Source organism: Sulfidibacter corallicola (genome assembly GCF_017498545.1).
GTDB lineage: Bacteria > Acidobacteriota > Holophagae > Acanthopleuribacterales > Acanthopleuribacteraceae > Sulfidibacter > Sulfidibacter corallicola.
Map to the genome: position 1 here is coordinate 542,182 of NZ_CP071793.1, position 19,605 is coordinate 561,786.

The window sequence follows — 19,605 nt, forward strand, 5'->3', positions numbered from 1 at the left end:
TGGTTTTTTTGCGGACTTTTGCCTTTGCTTTACGAAAACCCACCGGAGATTCGGTGATTTCGGGTTTCAGTTGATTTCTCGGTAGGCCACAGAAGCAACGGGGTTGAAGAGTGCTATCCATTAGATCGTTTGGCTATTTTGGGCCTGTGAATGGCCGTGCCGGGTTTGGGCATCGGCAACCAGCAATCCGACTCTCGGCCGAGCGGCGACCTTGCGTTTTTTTCTCTCCGAAACGGCCAAGCGATTCTACTCAGGCGAGCGGGTAGCCGGGACCTGCAGATCTGCCGTACCCCGGTGGTCTCGGTGAACTCTCTTGAAACAAAGTGGTGTTTTCTACCTGAGCTGGGTCTTGCCGTCGTCAAATCTTGATCAGGAAGCCAGGAATGAACGAAAACAGGAAAAACAGGACCATGATGTGTACCAATTCCGGTCCTTTCCTGCTTTCCGATGTTCATGGGTTCCTGCTTCATTTTTCGGATGAATGACCCATGGCCCTTCGCCAGAAACCAGATATAGTGTTTCTTTCTCGAAATCGAGCTGGGTATGCCCGCTGGTTCGCGGCTCTTGTGGAATAAACCATGTAAAGCTCGAAGGTAAAGATAAAAATACCCGGTGGAACAAGCTGCGTTTAGAGCGCCCGAATGCCGAGAGATTCGTCGTGCCAGGTAGGGGCATCAGGGGCGGTAAGCCCGCCGGATGAACTAGTCGAAGTAATCCAGGCGGGGAGTTCCAACATATTTTCGAGGGTCGGCGCGATTAAAACAGTCGGCTTCAAAATGTGCGGCGGGCACGGCCGGTATGGCACGGCCGGTATGGCACGGCCGGTATGGCACGGCCGTTAAGGCCGGCGCACCTACCGGGCCTTACCGGCCCTGCACCACGCCCCTCTCACAAATGCGGGAACTCCCAAGCGATTCGCTACGATTAGTTTCTGACCTGAAACCCAGTGGTCCGGCAATCCGGCCACCGGCCTGGGCGGCGACTCTGCGGTGAAAAAAAATGTTCGGAGCTTGAACCGAACCCAGAACTCCATCCCCCGGGTCAATCCGGATTGGGGAGCAGCGCCGCGCATTTCTTGCCGAAACTGGCCATCAGCACCAAATCGGCGGTTTGGGTGTCCTTGCTGCTGAACACCAACCGCTTGCCGTCGGCCGTGATCGTGACGCAGTGCAGATCTTCTTGCGATCGCTCCAGCGTCTTCATCGTGTTCGTTTCGAAATCATAATATCGAATGGTGTCCTCACCGGGTCGGTGATCCACGAAGTAGACGCCTCGCTCGGTGAAGTGCCAATCCTCGTTGGTGATGGGGTGCACCTCTTCCTGGTTTTCCGACATGGGCGGGTGGTCGAAGTCGTAGGCCATTTCCGGTTGGCCGCCGATCAGCGGGACGCGCCACACTCCGTTGCGATCCTGGCGAAGGAAAAACACGTGGACCCGGTCGCAGCCCAGCAACATGGTGTTGACCCCCAGATTGGTGATTGCCGCGGTCTCGCTGCCGTCGGCCCGCATGCGCCAGATCTCGAGGAACCCGTCGCGATTGGAGTTGAAGACGATGTGCTGGCCGTCCTTCGTCCAACGCGGATTGACCTCGATCCAATCGCCGCCGGTCAGCAGTCTCGGCGTGCCACCACGCGCCGGAACGCGGAACAGGCGCGTGTAGTCCGCGAAGACGAGGGTGGTACCGTCCGGTGACCAGTGGGCGACGCCGCTGGCCATCGACTGGAGCTCCGTCAACATGCGCAGGTGCGTGCCGTTGGTACCGATGACCCATAATCCCGGTTTCCCGGTGCGGTCGGAAAGAAACGTCATGGCCTTGCCGTTCGGTGAGAAACTGGCGTTGTAGTCGGTTCGCGTCGAGGCCACCAAACGGTTCTTGGACATGGAGCCGTCTTTGCTCAGGTCGCGCATCCACAGATTGTAATCTTCCTGGATTTCGGCGAGTGCCATGGATTTGCCACCGGGGCGAATCGCAATCTTGAGCAGGCCGGTTTCGGTGGATTCCACACCCAGCCACTGGGGCTCTCCGCCATCGGGATTGACGACCCACAACCCCCGGCGAGAATCCCGATCCGAAGAAAACACGAGACCGGCTTGATCGGGGGTCCAATCCACGTCGAACACCATGTGGCCGTCGAAGGTGAGCTGGCGGGGTTGACCTTCGGGAAAACGCGATACGAAAATATCGTTCCCACGCGCCATGGAGCGTACGAAGGCGACCCATTCACCATCCGGCGAAATCGCCGGCAAATAGTCGCCGAAAAACTGGGGCTCGGGGTCCGTGATCCGGCGTCGGTCGTTGGTCGCCAAGTCCAATAGAAACAAGCGAAACGGGTTGCCTGGGCCTTCCTGGTGGGCCATGATCAGGTGGCTGCCGTCGGGCGTGATGGCCAGGCCGCCCAACTGGCCCTCGATGGTCGTGATCTCGCTTTCGGGGCCGCCGAGTGCGGGCACCCGATATATTGCGGGGGTCTTGTATCCCTGGCGGAAAAAATAGAGGTAGTTGCCGTCGGGCGACCAGACCGGGAAATGTTCGTTGCCCGGTTTGTGGGTGAGTCGCAGCAGGTGTTCTTCACCCAATTGTTTGACGTACAAATCCCAATTCGTTTTGGTTCCGCGGTCCCAGGCGAAGGCGAGGCGTCCGCCATCCGGGGAAAAGCGAGGCATCGATTCCGTGCCGATCAGGGTCGTCAAGGGTTGGAAAATCGGGCCCTTGTTGGTCCCTTTCTTCGTCCCGAAACCCTGTGCCGTCGTATGCTTTTCGCGCAGGAGCATCGCCAGGCTGAGCACCGCGGTGAGTGTCGTGAACACGACGGTCGTGACCAGGATCTTGATCAGCCGGGTTCCCCCGATGTGGCGGATGCCGCCGCGTGTGCCGTCCGTTGGCCCGACCGGAACCGGTGGCCCTGAAGGGCCTCTGGCGCCGTGGTGCCGCTCTCGTTCACCCCCCGGGACCGCCATCGGACCCGAACCCAGGTGCAACGAGTGGCTCGCCGTGTCTGACGAATCGCAGGCCGGCTCGCCCAACGGCTGGACTTCGGCAATCAGGCGATATCCGCTTTTGGCGATGGTTTCGATGATTTGCGGGTTGCGGCTGCGGTCCTCCAAAAGCTGGCGTAGCTGAGATATGGTCCGCGACAACGCGCTGTCGGACACCGCCACATCCTTCCACACGCCGTCCATGAGCTCCGAACGCGACACCATTTGGCCCTGGCGCTCGGCGAGGTACAGCAATACGTCCATCTGCTTGGGCTGAACACGTTTTTCAATCGGTCTCTCTGAATCGGCCGACCGGATTCGGTTGAGGCTTGGCTCCACCTGCCAAGTGCCGATTCGAAATGCTCCAGTGCCGAACGGTCTCGGCGTTTTCCTGGATTCCGCTGCTGTTCCGTTCATAGATCCTCGTCAAAAAATGGGAAGCCTATCTTATTTATCAAGGGTTGGGAACCATGGAGTGGTGGGTGCCGGCTCGATAACGCGCCACCTGGATCGGAAATGTCGAGATGAACTCCTATTTCAAGGCAGATGGAGTTGACCGGATCGGTTGGTCACTTGGATGCACTTGCTACTCGCTCAGCAACTTGGAACTCTGCATGGTTAACGGATTCCACGGAACCGGGGTTTTGTTGGATCCGCATCGAGCGGGTCTCTATCGAAGTCAATCGGATGTCCGCCTCTTCCCAATAAACTTTGGCAACCCCGATCTGTCGTTACGGGCCATCGAACAGGGCCTGGCTCGGGCATGGGCCTGCCGACTCGCTCCTTCATCTTATTTGGTTTTGCACCCGTAAGCACACTTCGTTTCTTGCTCTCAAAGGGTACGAAGACTTTGCGAAGAAGAGATGTAAGTATCTTGATGGAAAAGTGTTGATTGCCCTGATCAGCCTTGTGACCGGGGGCGATGAATATCGGAAGAAAAAGCTTAGAATCCTGCCCGAAAATGCTGCGTAATCTCCCGGCAAAGGCTTGGGTCGGGGTGTTTTTGCACTCGGGCTTCGAGTCGGGCGCAGTTGGTCGCCTGATTGGGCATGCCGCGGAATGTCCATCGCCTGGACGATGTCTCTTATGACAACCGCCCTGGCGAGTGCAGGAGAGCCCGATGAGTGTCGCCCCCGATCACCACAATAAGAGGTTGCCCACCAAAAGATTGACGTTCCGAAGTTCCCGGTCCAAGTGGGAGGCCGGGTGGTCGAGCATAGCCAGACTCGAACATCCGGTATTTTGTCGCGGAACTTACCTCCTCTGAGTCGCGACAAGGTAACCACCCCTTCCAGGCGGACCGATTTTCCAAGGCGTTCATGGAATGCTGCAGACTATTCCAGCGCCTTTCATACAAGAGGGAGGCGGCACACCCACCGCCTCCCTATTTTTTTACGGTGACTCGGCGCCGGCCTTTTTGCGGAGGCGGGCCGCCTCGTCCTTGATGCCCACGATATCGAGTACCTCGGCGGCCTTTTGAAAGTTGGCGGGTTCGGGGTAGGTCTTCAGCCAGGAGTCGAGTCCTCTCAAAGCCTCCCTGGGTTTGCGCAGGCTGAACAACAGCAAGGCCTGGCTGGCATTGGCACCGCGGTGATTGGGGTACTCGCGAAGGGCACTTTCGAACAGCGACAGGGCGCGTTGCGGTTCGCTCTGGCGCGCGAGACTGTCGCCGAGAAAGAAGGCGAGATCGGCGGAAAGCTTGGGGGTGACGCCATCCTTCAGCAGTTCCCGCGCTTTTTCCAGGTGGGTGGTGGCCGGAGCGAGTTCGTTGCGGTCCAAATGGGCACGACCCACGGCGTAATGGCCCATGCCGAATGCCGAATCGCGGGCCAACTGCGCCTTGGCGATTCCCTCCGCGGCCTCGAACGCACGGTGTTTCAGTAAGACGGGCAGCAGGGTCTGCGCACCCATGCGCGGTTCCTGGTTCATGATCTTGTCGACCAGACCTTGAGTTTCCTGGACTTTGCCCAAGCCCAGCGAGGCATCGACCAGGCCCGTCATGGCCGACAGGTTACGCGGCGACATCGCCAGGGTTTCGGCGTACAGGTACTCGGCCTTGTCGTACTTTTCCAGCCCCGTCAGCGCGCTGCCCAGGAGCAGCCGGGCGTCGACCATTTCCGGATATTGTTGCACTACCGCGCCGAGGAGCTGCTCCGCCTGTTCGAATTGGCCGTTGTTCAGCAGGCCGCCGCTGCGGGAGATGTTGTCGTAGAGCTCGAGAAACTGCTTTTCCGACAGTTGCTTGATGGTTTCACCTACTTGAAAACCCCCGCTGTATCCCAAAGACTCCAGCAGCGCGATATCCTCCTCGGAGATCTGGGTTTGTTCCTGGTTACCGGTGCCCAAGCGCTCGATCAGCGCCAGCGCGGTAGGTGGGATCGCGGCTTGGCCGAACCGATTCGCCTTCTCTGCGGGATCCTCGAACAGGTGGAACAATTGTTCGTCCGCTCCGCGAATGTAGTGGTTTTCGCGCTGAATGACGGATTGGAGGCGATGCCAGCCGTAATGTAGTTCGGCGTTGAGCGATTCGCTGTAGATGTCGCGTTTGGCATCGCGGCCTTCGCTGGAGAACAGGGAGACGCCGTCACAGTCGATGGAAAACCCGAGCAAATCGGCGATGGTGGGCGCCAGATCGAACAGGCCCGTGGCTTCTTCACGGACGGTACCGCCGTCTTCGCTGTTGGGAAGTTTGACGAGCAGCGGCACCTGAAGCGCTTCGCGATAGACCAGCAGGCCGTGTTCGGCCTCCCCGTGGTCGCCCAGACCCTCGCCGTGGTCGCTGGTCACGATGATCACCGATTTGTCGTAGAGATCGCGTTTCTTCAACTCCTCGATGAAACGGCCTATCAGGTGGTCGGCAAAGGCGATTTCACCGTCGTAGGCGTCCTTGCCCATGGAGGAAAAGGGTTCCGGTGCGTCGTAGGGCGAGTGGGGATCGTAGAGATGCAGGAAGTAGAACAGGGGAGCGGAGGCTTCGGGCGAGTGTTGGGCATCCAGCCACGCGATGGCGAGGTTCAGGGTTTGGTCGCCGCGGCGTTGCGCGTAGGTGCGGGCCGTGTCGCGGCTGGTCACTTCCATGTCGTCGTCGTAGGTGTCGAACCCTTGATGAATCCCGGTTCCACGCCGCAGGACCATCGTCGAAACCGCCGCGCCGGTGCGGTACCCGCGCTCCTTGAGCCGTTCCGCCAAAGTCACCTGTTCGTCGTTGAGGTAGAAGCCGATGTTGTCCCGGACGCCGGTCGTGGAAGGCAGGTTCCCCGTCATGATCGAAGCGTGGGAAGGCAGTGTTTGCGGCGTGTGGGCGTAGCTGTATTTGAAAAGGACGCTGTCGGTGGCCAGGGCGTCGATCGCCGGGGTTTTTCCATCGGCATACCCGTAGATGGGCAGCCGATCCGAGCGGAGCGTGTCGACGACGATCAAAAACACGGGTGCGTCCTTGTGTTCCGTCTTGGGGCTGCCACAGGAGATGGAGAGGATCAGGATCGCCGCGACCGTGATTCCCGGTGGAACGCGGTTGCCGCTTCGCCAGGCTCGGCGAGCCAGTGCCCGACAAATAGTAATGAAGGTGACGAAGGGGGATCGAGAGGGGGGCGGGTGAGCGTGAAGTCGGGTCATGGGCGTCCTTCCTGGTGAAGATCTCGGTGAGCCCGGCCATTGTAGCGCAGGTGCCCTGTCGGTGGGAGAAGGGAAGCGGCGCCGGGAGGCGGAGGACGGTCAACCCGGCCGGGAGGCCGGGTGATTCCTTTACCCTGAATATGATTACCTCCACGATCCCCAGCATCGGGTTCAGGGATTTGAATTCGGGATATTGAATACCGGTCCAATTTTAGTGATTCAATATTTTGTACTTTTCTTCAAGTGTTTGATTTTAATGGCGATGATTGCGATCGGTTTGTTTGGTGAAAAGTTGGCCCAAAAGATGCTTTTCTGCTTTACCAATCAGGATTTCGTTCGCATCCGCGTTCGGGCATGTGAGAGATGTACCGAAACGGATGGAATGTTGCATTCGTGGATTATTTTTCCACGCTCGCTTCAAGATGAACCTGGGTCGAAAAAACTTGTGAATAGTCGTGCTTTTGTCGGGTGAAAGACTACTTACACTGGTAATGGACACCCGCTCTTTGATATTGGAGGAAAAGCACGATGAAGAGCTTCTTCAAGATAGGGCTCGCTTTGCTCGTTGCCGCCCTGCTCACCTTTCCCGTCATGGCACAACAGACCGCCGACATCATCGGCAAGGTAGAGCTGGACAATGGCGACCCGTTACCCGGTGTCGTCATTACCGCCGAGTCAAACAAACTCCAGGGCTCCCGCACCGCCGTATCCAACGAAAACGGCGCATTTGTCTTACGTTTTCTTCCCCCGGGCCAATATACTGTTACGGCCACCATGCCCGGTATGCAAACTCAGAAACAGATACTTGCATTGAACGTCGGTGGTGTGGCGCGCCCCACTATCGTCATGAAGGTCGAAGGTACTCAAGAAGTATTGGTCGTTACCGCCGAAGCCAACTCGGTTTTGGATACTACCCAAGTTACCTCCAACCTTAAGGAAGAACTGTTCAACAACCTGCCGATTCGGAAAACGCTGGAGAACGCCACCGCACTGCAACCGGGTGTGACCACGACCGGTCCCCGCGGCGTTCCGGTCATTTCCGGTGCCATGTCTTTCGAAAACAACTACCTGGTGAACGGCGGCGCGATCAACGGTGACAACCTGCGCGGTCGTCCCGCATCGGTCGTGATCGAGGACTCCATCGAAGAGACGACGGTGATCTCGGGCGCGGTTTCCGCCGAGTACGGACAGTTCGTCGGTGGTGTGATCAACACGATCACCAAACAGGGTGGTAACGAGTTCACCGGTTCTCTGCGCGTTTCTCTCGAGAACGAGGACTGGGAAGCTCGTACGCCGGTGGAATTGGAAAGCGGTCAGCCTCACGAGGACGACATCTCCGATTTCGAAACCATCACATTGGGCGGTCCGATCATCAAAGATCGTCTGTGGTTCTTCTTCGCCGGCCGTCGCGAGCGTGAAGAAGGTACGGCGGACGTCAATGCCGGTTCCGAGTTGAATCCCGCAATCCTGACGGAATTGGGCCTGGCCGACAGCGGCAACGTGCCCGGTCAGCGTCAGATCGGTAACGAGCGTCCCGAAGATCGCTTCGAATTCAAATTGACCGCCACGGTCGCCGAAAACCACACCTTCGTGGCCAGCTACCTGGAAACCGATTTCGAAGAAACCAACGATACCCAGTTCGGCGTCATCAGCCCGGATTCGGTGGTGTCCTCGCGCGCCATTCCCGAATCGTTGCTGACGTTCAACTATCGCGGCATCATCACCCCCGAGCTGTCGGTTGAACTTCGTTACTCCGAGCGCGAATTGACCTTCGAACGCAACAGTGCCAATGCCGGCACCGATCGCGTCACCGGATCGACTCTCGAAGATTTCAACACCCAAAACGGCGACAACTACGGCGCTCACTTCTTCGGGGCCAATCCCGAAGACCGCAACAGCGAGAGCTGGGGAATCAAGGCTTCCTACTTCCTGAACACCGCCAGCTTCGGCACGCACGATGTGGTCGTGGGGATTTCCGATTACATGGATACCCGTAAGGCCGACAACGAACAGTCGCCTTCCGGCTACCGGGTCTTCCCGTCCGCCACCCGTTTCGACGCCAACGGCAACCCGGTTCCCATCTTTGTGAACGGTTTCGAATCCGCCAACAGCTTGTTCGCCGGGATCGCGTTCTATCCGATCCTGATTCCTTCGGGCGGTTCGGATTTCACCACCCAATCCCTCTACCTCAACGATTCCTGGACGCTGAACGATCACTGGCGCTTCAACGTCGGCTTCCGTTACGACAAGAACGACGCCTTCGCTCAAGACGGTGCCGTGGTATCCGACGACGACGGCATCAGCCCGCGCCTGGCTGCGAACTACGACCTCTACGGCGATGGCACCCACGTGTTCAACGCCAGCTACGGTCAATACGTCGCGCGTCTCTCCGACGCCGCCGACGGTGCTTCCTCCGCTGGTTCTCCGGCGATCCTGTACTACTACTACCTGGGTCCCCAAACCGAGTCCGTTGAAGAAGTCTTCCAGTACATGGAAAACACCATCGGTCCCAACCTGTGGGATGTCGACTTTGCCCGCACGAATGCCGACTTCGTCAGCATTCCCGGTCAGACGACCGTGCTTCAGGAATCCCTGAGCGCTCCTTTCGCCGAAGAGATCCAAATCGGCTACAGCACTCGCTTCAGCTCCAAGGGCTACTTCAAAGTCAACTACATCAACCGCGACTACGACGACTTTTACACCGGCCTGACCAACCTGGACGTCAACGCCCAGTTCAACAACGGTGTGGACATTCAGCTCATGGTCAACGATCCCGGCTTCTATTCCCGCGAATACCACGGGATCCAGTTACAGGGCGAGTACAAGGTTTCCGACAACCTGGTGGTGGCCGGTAACTACACTTGGTCGCAAACCTACGGCAACATCAACGGTGAAACCCGCGGTGCGGGTTCCGTCCTGACCACGTCCGTCAGTCAGTATCCCGAGATCAACGGCTTCGAAGCCCGTGCACCTCACGGTCCGCTGAACACCGACGTGCGCCACATCAGCCGCGTTTGGGCGACCTACAACATCCCTCTGTCATTCGGCAACCTGAACTTGACCGCGCTTCAACGCTACCGCTCCGGTCAGCACTACGAAGCCACAGGTATCGTGCCGACCTCCGCCGCGTACGGATTCCCCAGCGGTAGTGACCTGGGCTACAACACGCCGCCCAGCACCACCACCTATTTCTTCTCCGATCGCGGTGCGTTCACGACCGACGACATCTACTCCACCAACCTGGGTGTCAACTTCAATGTCGACTTCCGTCGTCTGACCTTCTTCCTCGAAGCAGAAATCCTCAATGTCTTCAACGGTGACGGCATCGCCGACATCGGCGAGATCGACACCACGGTGATCGTGAACCGCGACAACCCGTTCAACGTGTTCAACGAGGCGCCGGTCGAAGGAACCCACTACACGCTCGGTCCCAACTTCGGTGAGGGCACCAACCGACTCGCATTCCAGACCCCGCGGACCTTCCGGTTCGACGTCGGCGTGCGTTTCTAAGCTAAAGACCAAACTATCGAGGGCGGCCAGTGGCCGCCCTTTTTCGGGTTCCGCCCGGCACGGCCCGATGAGGCGCGAACAAGCGGGGACGGAACCTTTCCATAAGAAGTAATGAAGTGAATTTCCAAGGGTCATGCAGGAGGCCCTGGCCAGGTTCGGTCGATGGGCTGCGTTGGAATACGACGCCACGCCCCACGCCCGACCCAACCCGTGGAGCCGGATGACGGCCCGCATCGCGGGTATATCGACGGGTTTTGAGAGACCCCAGCCGTCCCCAAGCAAGACATGTGGATCCAGGAGGAAAACTGGATAAACCGAGTCGGCTCGAGCGTCGCTGCGACCTAGCGCCGAAGCCGTGGATCGGTACCCGATTGAAGCAGACCTCGCGCAATGCGCGGATCACGACGGTTTGAATATCGCTGGAAATCAAGGGCATCGCCGGAATTCAAAAAACTGAATCGAGGTGATTGAATTCACCTTTTTGAATCCGGGATTTTGGATAGCGACCATTCCAGAATCGAATGGCAGCGCTGTGTCTTCGTTTAAAGCCCTCGTATTGTTATGGATAAAAAGTTTCGTGAAGTTTGTGTAAAAAATGGCACGAACTTCGCCTAAAAGTCCGCCCAGTCAGGAAATGTATCGCACCCGGGTTCATGAGTTGAGAGGGACTCACGAGCCTCATCATTATCGAATGGTGCACATGATGCGGTTTTTTAATCGCTATCGCTTCAAGGATGACTTGGGTTGAAAAGACTTGAGAGAGGTCTTGCTTTTCGTCGGGTGAAAGGCTGCTTCGTCAGGAATTGGAGACCCGCTCTAAGTTTTAGGAGGAAAACCACGATGAAGAGCTTCTTCAAAATTGGGCTCACGTTGGTCGCTTCCATGCTGCTCACCATCCCAGTTTTGGCGCAACAGACCGCCGACGTTATCGGGAAAGTGGAGCTGGACAATGGCGATCCGTTACCCGGCGCCGTTATTACCGCTGAGTCGGACAAACTGCAGGGCTCCCGGACCGCCGTATCCAATGAGAACGGCGGTTTTGTATTGCGCTTCCTGCCCCCGGGCACCTATGTATTGACTGCCACCATGCCCGGCATGCAAACCCAGAAGCAGACGCTCACCCTGAACGTTGGTGGCGTCGCACGCCCCACGTTCATCATGAAGGTCGAAGGCACTCAGGAAGTGTTGGTCGTTACCGCCGAGGCCAACTCGGTTCTGGATACCACCCAGGTCACTTCCAACCTCAAAGAAGAGTTGTTCAATAACCTTCCCGTCCGGAAGACGTTGGAAAACGCGACCGCGCTGCAGCCCGGCGTCACCACGACCGGCCCCCGCGGCGTGCCCGTCATTTCCGGCGCCATGTCTTTCGAAAACAGCTACTTGGTCAACGGCGGTAGCATCAACGCGGACAACATCCGCGGCCGTCCCGCTACCGTTGTGATCGAAGACGCGATCGAAGAAACCACCGTTATCACCGGTTCGGTATCCGCCGAATACGGTCAGTTCATCGGTGGTGTCGTCAACACCATCACCAAGCAGGGTGGTAACGAGTTCACCGGTTCGCTGCGTGTCTCTCTCGAGAACGAGGACTGGGAAGCCCGTACGCCGGTCGAATTGGAATCCGGCCAGCCTCACGAAGACGACATCTCCGACTTCGAAACCCTGACCCTGGGTGGTCCGATCATCAAGGATCGCTTGTGGTTCTTCTTCGCAGGTCGTCGCGAGCGTGAAGAAGGTACCGCCGACATCGACGCCGGTGCCGCTCTGTCTCCCGAAATCCTGCAAGAACTCGGTTTGGCCGACAGTGGTAACGTACCCGGTCAGCGTCAAATCGGTAACGAGCGTCCCGAAGACCGCTTCGAATTCAAATTGACCGCCACGGTCGCCGAAAACCACACCTTCGTTGCCAGCTACCTGGAAAACGACTTCGAAGAAACCAACGACACCCAGTTCGGCGTCATCAGCGCCGGCGCCGTCGTTGAGTCCCGCGCCATTCCCGAGTCTCTGTTGACCTTCAACTATCGCGGCATCATCACGCCCGAACTGTCCGTTGAAGTTCGCTACTCCGAGCGCGAATTGACCTTCGAGCGCCAGAGCTCCGGTGCCGGTACCGATCCCGTGACCGGTTCCACCATCGAAGATTTCAACACCCAGAGCGGTAACAACTACGGTGCGCACTTCTTCGGCGCCAAGCCCGAGGAACGCAACAGTGAGTCTTGGGGTATCAAGGCTTCCTACTTCCTGAATACCGCCAGCGCCGGTACGCACGACATCGTCGTGGGTATCTCCGACTACCAAGACTCCCGTAAGGCCGACAACGAACAGTCGCCTTCCGGTTACCGTACCTTCCCGTCCGCCACGCGTTTCGATGCGAACGGCGAACCCGTACCCATCTTCGTCAACGGTTTCGAATCTCCCAACAGTCTGTTCTCCGGTATTGCGTTCTACCCGATCCTGGTTCCCTCCAGCGGTTCGGACTTCACCACGCAGTCCGCGTACATCAACGACTCTTGGACCTTGAACGACCACTGGCGCTTCAACATCGGCTTCCGCTACGACAAAAACGACGCCTTCGCTCAAGACGGCGCCACCGTTTCCGACGACGACGGCATCAGCCCTCGTCTGGCCGTGAACTACGACCTGTACGGCGACGGCACCCACGTCTTCAACGCGAGCTACGGCGAATACGTGGCGCGTCTGTCCGATGCTGCCGACGGTGCTTCCACCGCCGGTTCTCCCGCCATCATCTACTACTACTACCAAGGTGAACAGACCGAGTCCCTGGCCGACGTCTTCGCCTGGATGTCCAACAACATCAGTCCCAACCTCTGGGATGTCGACTTTGCCCGCACGAACGCCGACTTCATCCGGATCCCCGGTCAGACCACCATTCTGCAGGATTCCCTGTCGTCACCGTTCGCCGAGGAAATCCAACTCGGGTACAGCACCCGCTTCGGTTCCAAAGGCTACTTCAAAGTCAACTATATCCGTCGCGAATACGACGACTTCTACACCGGTTTGACCAACCTGGACATCAACGCCCAGCTCGACAACGGTGTAGACACCCAGTTGATCGTCAACGACCCCGGCTTCTTCGAGCGTGAGTACCACGGTGTGCAGTTGCAGGGTGAGTGGAAGGTTTCCGACAACCTCGCCATTGCCGGTAACTACACCTGGTCGCAAACCAACGGTAACCTCAACGGTGAAACCCGCGGTTCCGGCTCGATCCTGGGTACCTCCGTCAGCCAGTATCCCGAAATCAACGGCTTCGATCGTCGCGCTCCCGTCGGTCCCCTGAACACCGACGTGCGCCACATCAGCCGTGTTTGGGCAACCTACGACATTCCCTTGTCCTTCGGTCGCCTGAACCTCTCCGCACTGCAGCGCTACCGCTCCGGTCAGCACTACGAAGCCACCGCTACCAACGTTCCGACGTCTGCGGCCTATGGCTTCCCCAGTGGCGCGGAATTGGGCTACAACTCTCCGCCGCGTACCACCACCGTGTTCTTGTCTGATCGCGGTGCGTTCACCACCGATGATATCTGGTCCACCGACTTGGGCGTCAACTTCAACATTGACATTCGTCGTTTGACCTTCTTCGTCGAAGCCGAAATCTTGAACATCTTCAACGGTGACGGTACCGCCGACATCGGCAACATCGATACCACCGTGAACCTGCTCGAGCCGTTCAATGTGTTCACCGAAGAACCTGTCGAAGGTGTGCACTACTCCTTGGGCGACAACTTCGGCAATGGCTTGAACCGCCTCGCGTACCAGACGCCGCGTACCTTCCGCGTCGACCTCGGTGTGCGTTTCTAATCGGTTTCTTTTCCTGAAAAGGATTGGAGGGCGGCCCTTGGGCCGCCCTTTTTCGTTTGGATAGCCGGGCCAAGGACTTCGGATGTCTCTTTTGCGTTTTTTTGGTGATTTTTTCGAGAGGGTGTGGACCAAAAGTGACGAGGCGTTTTCCGGAAAGACGGGTTTTATTTCTTCGAGCCTTATTAGCGTAGTTTTTGATTTCTCCTAGCCCTTTTAGTGGATAAGTCCCGGTTCGAAAGAAAGTCTTGAACTTCGATTGGGGTACGGCTATTCTCGATTTGAAGTATTTTTCATGGCAAACGATTTGAACGATGTAGCGCATCTCTCCAGGTGATTTTCGGAGAGGCCTTGTGTCCTTGCGGGTGAAGCATGTGGAAACCGATCCGGTTTGACGATCAGACCGAAGTTCAGTATCTCCAAAGGCGACGGCGCCTGATGTTTCCCCTGATTCGAACGGGTCTCTATTGTGGTGCGGCCCTGTTCATGGCCATGGTGGCCATCGACGCCTATTTTCTGGGTGAGTCCTGGCGGATCACCCTGCCCATGCGCTCTTTTGTCGCCCTGATCCTGGTGACCACGGCCTTTTTGAGCGCCAGGTTCGAACGGTTGTTGAACGTCGATCTGGTGTTTTTAGGGGCCGCCAGTCTCGCTTCGCTGGCCAACGTCTACATTTTCACCTTTTACCCGTCGCAGCTTTCCTTGATCCTGATTGCGGTTCAACTGGTGCTCGGGATTTTCGTGGCCGCTTTGGCGCCAACCCTTCGCATTTTGGTGCTCGGCCAGGTGTTGGTGTTCAGCATCCCCTCGGCCTTCATGTTCCTGGTCGGTCAGGACGGTGTGGTCCAACTTCAGGCCGATATTTCCTTGGGTTTGGGTTGTGTGGCCTTGACCTCGCTGGGCATGCTCCTGGATCAGAGTTTCCGCTACAGTTTTCGCATGGAACGCGAGGTCGAGCTGGTCACCCAGGTGGACCGATTGACGGGCGTCAAAAATTTCCGCCATTTCATGCAACTCGCCTGGACCGAACAGGCGCGGACCCGCCGATTCGAGCGGCCCTTGTCGGCCTTTCTGATCAGCATCGACGACCTTTCGGATATCAATGCCAATTACGGCATTCACACGGGTGACGAGGTGCTCCGCAGCGTCGCGTCGGCTTGCGTGAGTTCGATGCGCGAGGTGGATGTCTTCGCTCGTACCGGAGGCGACACATTTGGCGCCCTTTTGCCCGAAACGGATATCGAATCCGCGCTGATCCTCGCCAACCGGTTGCGGCGCATGCTCGACGAGTTGGAGGTCAATTCGGATCCGGAGCGGTTGAACCTTTCGTTTTCCTTGGGCGTGGCCACCATGGAGAGCCCGTCGGAATCGGTGGAAGTCCTGTTGGAACGGGCTGAACGGGCGCTGGCCCGCTCGCGGGAGTTGGGCCACGGCGAGGTGGTGAGCCTGCAGCAGCGCTCCTTCGCGGCTGTCTGAAGCGGGGCCAGGGTACCGCGGCTCATCGGACATGGCGGGACGGAAACCGGGACTGTGTTCAACACCCTTGCAGGCCATGCCGTGGAAGTAATCTGCCGGCGCGACGCGTCCCTGTTCCCTGGATGGCGTGGCGAGTAGGTGCGGGTGCACCTGGGATCGGTATTTCGAGCGGGCCCTTCGTTGGAAAGGTCGTAAAGTTACAAAACATGATTGATTGTCACGTATAGATTGTGCAGAATGTAAACAAATCGTAAATGAAGAGCTGGGCTTGGGTGCTGGTCCCGATTGATGTCGGTCTGCCCTTTGGTGGATTGGCGGGTATCGTCCAAGCTCCGGCGGCACAGCGTCGAGCGCGGTGCTTGGCATTTGGACGCTTGTCGTTGCCGCCGAACGGGTTGCCCGTACCGGGTGAACTCCGGCGGCGCTGTGTGTCTTTTTGAAATGTAAACATTCTGTGATTGGGTTTGGAGAGAGCCCAAAGGAGCGAATCGTGATGAGACGAATCCATCGGTTGTTTTCGCATCTTGGTTTTCCAGGGGTGGCCACGGTCCCTGGGATTTCGACCCTCCTCCTTGTTCTCGGCCTGAGTTGGGTTCCCGCTCGCGGGGAGTCCTACGTCTACATTCAAAACGATTCACCGCAAACGGTGACGCTCGAAATATCGGTCCGGGGCGGATTGACCCAAGGAAAGCATTGGGATCGAATGTGTTCCGAGCTCGAACCCTGGCAGAAGGCCACGCCGGTGCTCTGGTTCAACCGCGACGAGGGCATCAAGTGGGGCCGAGATTTCTACTTTGAAACCAAGGTCGTTTGCGATGGCCGCGTTTTGGCCACGCTTCGACAAAAACTACACGGCAATTGGATTGGATCCAGCCTCTATCACTCCGCGGACGACCTGGATTGGTTCTCGGATCGCGACGTACACCTGTCCGACTCCAGTGCCGGTGTGCAAACCCTGTTCAAGTCGGCCTACACCGGTTGGTATGACGACTTGGTGTATGTCGTTCATGCCGAAGAGGTTTACGATCATCTGCGGCATCTGGCCACCGATGTACCCGATCAATTGACCCTTTTGGCCTACAACCTTCAGTTGTTGCCCACCAGCATTCAGTGGATCGATCAGGGCCTGCGTGCCCGCTACATGGGCGAAGCCCTGGACGGGTTCGACGCCATCGTTTTTTCCGAGGCCTTCGACGACGATGTGCGCGGCTTCGACGAAGCCGGTAACACCGGTGATCCCGATTCTTTGTGGGAACACATTCGCCACATGTATCCATACCGCACCGATATCGTGGGTAAGGACGAAGGGCTGGAGCAGGATGGTGGGGTCTTTATCGCCAGCAGGTGGCCGATTTTGCACCAGGAAGATCTCGTGTACGACGAGTCCGTTTGCGAGGCCAGCGATTGCCTCTCAGAAAAGGGGGTGATGTATGCTCGAATCGAGAAGTCGCTGGACGGCATGTCGCGCACCTACCATCTCTTCGGGAGCCACCTGCAGGCGGACTATCCCGGCGACGACAACAGTCATGTGCGTGCTTCCCAATTGAACGAACTGCGGCGATTCGTCGACGCCCTGGGCATTCCCGCCGACGAGCCGGTCATCATGGCCGGCGACTTCAACGTCGATCTTGACTCGGGCGAGTACCCGCAGATGTTGGATCGCTTGAACGCCGCCGATCCCGAGCGTGCCGAATACGGATTTCCCTATTCGCTCGACGGGTTCACCAATGCCATGGCGGATCCCGACAGTGAATGGATGCTCGATTACGTTCTGGTGGATCGAAGCCACCGCATGCCGCGCTTCGGTGAAACCGCGGTCCTGGTTCTGCGCTCGCCCGCGCCTGAAATGATGGCCAAATCCGCCGGGCAACGACGCCAGGATATGCATGTGCTGGGCAATTACTCGGACCACTATCCGGTGTTCGCCTATTTCGACTTCAGTGATTAGTGCTTCGCGACCCGTGAAAGGGACGGGCATCGTGGTGCCCGTCCCTTATTCTCCGCTTCAGTCTTCGGTGGTGCGCAGCGCTCTAAATTCCGAGACGCCGTAGTACTTAGCGTCATCCACCCCGCAAATAAGGGGGTCGATGGTGATGCCGGTAGGAAAGCCACTGGTTTGGTCGTATTCGAATCGATAATCGTCCGGTGCTTCGGCCAGCGTTTTTTCCACCAGATCGAAAAGTTGATCGATGGTGAACAGCTCGTGAAGCCGCTCATCCGGGAAGGGATCTTCGTCGAGCCGGTTGGTGACGGTGGCGATGCGCCCATTTCGTACCGCGATTTCCACATCGAAGATGGCGCAAAAACAGGATTTCTCCAGTCTGAAACTGTAGTCCAGGTTCGTTCCCGTGCCATTCCACCTTATCCGCGCCTGGGATAATTGTTGTCGGGCGGCCAGATCGTCGGAAACCGCGATGGCTTGGTTGGCGGCGATAAGCGAGAGGTTGTCTCGCGATGCGCGCAAACCCATCGCGTAGACCGATTGGTTGGCAGCGAACTCGATGAAACCGCCGGGAATGTTCTCGAAATCGTTGCCCATGACGTAGGTAAATTTGTTGCCGGGTTCGACGGAGAAGGTGAGGGGGTCGTCCCCGATCGGGCTTCCTTCTGCATCGAATTGGCGCGCCCGGATTTCCAGGGTGTTACAGAGGTTGCCGACGATGACCATGGCGTCGACGACCCGGGACCAATCGCCGGTGTAGAAGCGCCACACGCGGGCCGGCTCCGTGATCGCCGGTTGGAAGGCGACCCGTTCCTGTTCGGGTCCGTGGAGGTAGGCGAGACCGGCGGTGATCTGGTGCGATTGTTCCATGGTCAGGTAGCCCGCTTCACCCGTTTCGTTCCAGGTCTCCGCCTTGACGACCCGAATTTCCTGGGGGTCGAGGTCGGCATGGAACTCGGAGAGAAGCGTGCCCTTGGCGGTCCATACCCGCAACCAGGCGGTTTGCTCGTTGGTGGTTTGGTTCTCGAGGATCAGTTCCGCGCCGAAACCCCCGCCAGGAGCGGGAACGTGCGGAATGTAGATCTGGCTGGCGGACCAGGCCGGAATCGAGGCCATCAGTCCGGCCAATAGTAAAAAACGACGAAACGGTGTTGTATTCACGCGGGCCTCCAAACATGCCGAGGGGGGTGAGCCCGTTCAGCGCGATGTATCGTGGCATTTCGATAAAGGGAGCCGTCGAAAAAAAGAGTGACGGCATCGATATTTCTTGTGGGGATCGGAAGCGAAACAAAAAATCCGGTTAAGTGCGGATGAGATCAGCCCCTAGCTTACCATGAAAAAAAAGAGCCGCCCAAATGGCAGAGGGCTTTTAAAGTCCTTAAAACCAGAGCAGTAAAGCGCCAGTCATCGATCTTACCGATTGTTCGAGAACATGTGATGGCACTCACGTCAAGTGGTCTGTTTGTAAAAAACCGGTAAATCGGCGCGAAAATTTGGACCATCTCTCGTCGCAGATCGTTATTAGGGGTACAAATCGAGCCCAAAGGCATGTCGGTGACGCTAGATTGTTGAACGTATGACCCCTTACATACCCTTTCTTGATTCTTTGGAGGCAGCTATGATGGATTCTGATAAGCTCACCAAAAAATTTAAGACCTTCATGTTGGCGCGAAAATCGTACCTCCCCAAATTTGAATCGCCTCTGGCCGTCTACGAATGGTTTTTGTCCGCCTGGGGTAAGCCGCTGCGAGAGAGAGAGTTACACGCAGCCTATTTGGCCGCTTGGGAATTCTCGTTTGCAACCGGAGTCGTCAAGCTATGATCCCCACCCTCATGGCGTTAGTTTGAATTTGCGATCTTCTTCGAGTTAAACACGGCGCGCTTGTTTCCTAAGCTTCTCTTGTTTTCTCAAGAGTGTCCACCGACCCGCCAAAGAGACACTCTTCTCTACCGATTCTCATCCGCGAGCCTCTCTCCAAGCTCCGGGCGCCCGATCCTTCGGGGTCGGGCGCCTCTCCTTTTTCCGAAATTCGGGCGCACTCGATGGTTTTCTTCGTTCACGACGAAGACCCTGTGCTCGGAGTGTCGTGCCGATTTGCTCGAGACAGGCTCCCTCTCCATTTACGACTGTTCTGTTCCCACCACCCTCCCACGGCAACATTCGACCCATGTTCTCGGCGTTCGCGCCTGGGGCATGGGTCTTTTTTTTAGCCCGATCCTGGCGATTCGCCTTCGCGCGTTTGATTTGTCCGAGGCCTCGTGGCATGATC

At 57.6% G+C, this 19,605-nt stretch carries 8 protein-coding genes; 5 read left to right on the top strand and 3 right to left on the bottom strand.

The window, feature by feature from the left end; all coding sequences use genetic code 11:
• Positions 1-1,041: 1,041 nt before the first annotated feature.
• Together J3U87_RS01725 and J3U87_RS01730 are read right to left on the bottom strand one after the other, a co-directional pair.
• Entirely contained in the window at positions 1,042-3,393 is a 2,352-nt protein-coding gene (locus J3U87_RS01725) for a winged helix-turn-helix domain-containing protein (RefSeq protein ID WP_272932451.1), read from the bottom strand.
• A 975-nt stretch (positions 3,394-4,368) separates the two neighbouring features.
• The gene (locus J3U87_RS01730) at positions 4,369-6,591 is read right to left on the bottom strand and encodes a sulfatase (protein ID WP_237381298.1); all 2,223 of its coding nucleotides are present in this window, start codon (positions 6,589-6,591) and stop codon (positions 4,369-4,371) included.
• A gap of 528 nt (positions 6,592-7,119) precedes the next feature.
• Here J3U87_RS01730 and J3U87_RS01735 point away from each other — a divergent pair.
• The 4 genes from J3U87_RS01735 (at position 7,120) to J3U87_RS01750 (ending at position 17,341) form a co-directional block, all read left to right on the top strand.
• Positions 7,120-10,101, top strand: coding sequence for a TonB-dependent receptor (locus J3U87_RS01735; RefSeq protein WP_237381299.1), 2,982 nt, complete (start codon positions 7,120-7,122; stop codon positions 10,099-10,101).
• Positions 10,102-10,941: 840 nt separating this feature from the next.
• On the top strand, positions 10,942-13,920 hold the full coding sequence (locus J3U87_RS01740) for a TonB-dependent receptor (protein ID WP_237381300.1): 2,979 nt from the start codon (positions 10,942-10,944) through the stop codon (positions 13,918-13,920).
• Between the two features lie 369 nt (positions 13,921-14,289).
• Positions 14,290-15,393 (top strand): GGDEF domain-containing protein, encoded by a 1,104-nt coding sequence (locus J3U87_RS01745; protein ID WP_237381301.1) that lies wholly within the window; start codon positions 14,290-14,292, stop codon positions 15,391-15,393.
• 703 nt (positions 15,394-16,096) lie between these two features.
• Entirely contained in the window at positions 16,097-17,341 is a 1,245-nt protein-coding gene (locus tag J3U87_RS01750) for a sphingomyelin phosphodiesterase (protein WP_237381302.1), read from the top strand.
• A gap of 57 nt (positions 17,342-17,398) precedes the next feature.
• Here the strand turns inward: J3U87_RS01750 and J3U87_RS01755 are convergent, their stop codons facing one another.
• Positions 17,399-18,496, bottom strand: coding sequence for a DUF6174 domain-containing protein (locus J3U87_RS01755; RefSeq protein WP_237381303.1), 1,098 nt, complete (start codon positions 18,494-18,496; stop codon positions 17,399-17,401).
• Positions 18,497-18,953: 457 nt separating this feature from the next.
• Here J3U87_RS01755 and J3U87_RS01760 point away from each other — a divergent pair, with 457 nt between their 5' ends.
• Positions 18,954-19,157, top strand: a complete 204-nt coding sequence (locus J3U87_RS01760) for a hypothetical protein (RefSeq protein ID WP_237381304.1) — start codon at positions 18,954-18,956, stop codon at positions 19,155-19,157.
• Positions 19,158-19,605 lie beyond the last annotated feature (448 nt).